This is a genomic window from Pseudomonas sp. 2995-1 (genome assembly GCF_002742505.1).
GTDB classification, from domain to species: Bacteria; Pseudomonadota; Gammaproteobacteria; order Pseudomonadales; family Pseudomonadaceae; genus Aquipseudomonas; species Aquipseudomonas sivasensis.
Window position 1 is genome coordinate 1 of record NZ_LJSA01000423.1, and the last position, 584, is coordinate 584.

Sequence of the window (584 nt, forward strand, 5' to 3'; positions counted from 1 at the left end):
CTTTGGGATCCTTAAACTTGGCGTTGATGTTGGAGATGTTTTTATCGACAACGTCCTGCTGGAGACGGGGATCATTTGGCGCAACTTTCCGGATATCCGCGAGTTGCTGCTTATAGTCCTCAATCTCCTTTGTCCGCTTTTGCTCATTGGTCAATGACGACTTGGTCAGCGCATCAACCTTCGTCATTGCCGTGACTGCCGCTCCTTGGGCTTTGGCCTGCTCGCCCTCCCACTTGGCAATGTCCGCCTGAGCTGCCTTTTCGTCCTCCAGCATGTTCAGGCGGTTTTGCCTGAACTCAATCAATGCATCCTTGGACTTTTGGCTTTGGAACAGGCCATCCATGCCCTGAGCTTCAGCCAGGCCAGCGCGAGCATTCTCGATGTCTGAGTTGATGTCTCGGCGGCCGGCGTTTTTCAGACCGTCCGCTGCTTGGGCGACAGCGTTGTATGCCTTCTCCCAGAAACTCAGGTTTTCCAGAATCTTCGGAGTGCGCTCGTTGATCGCGTCGGCGTAGGATTCGGTGGCCAGCTTCACGGCGCCAGCATGGTCGCCCTGCTCTTCCAGCGCGGCAATCTGCGAGTAA

The 584-nt window shown here is 55.5% G+C and carries 1 pseudogene; it reads right to left on the reverse strand.

Going from position 1 to position 584, the window contains the following annotated elements:
• Nucleotides 1-584: pseudogene (locus tag AOA61_RS21870) on the reverse strand (phage tail tape measure protein); the annotation flags it as partial.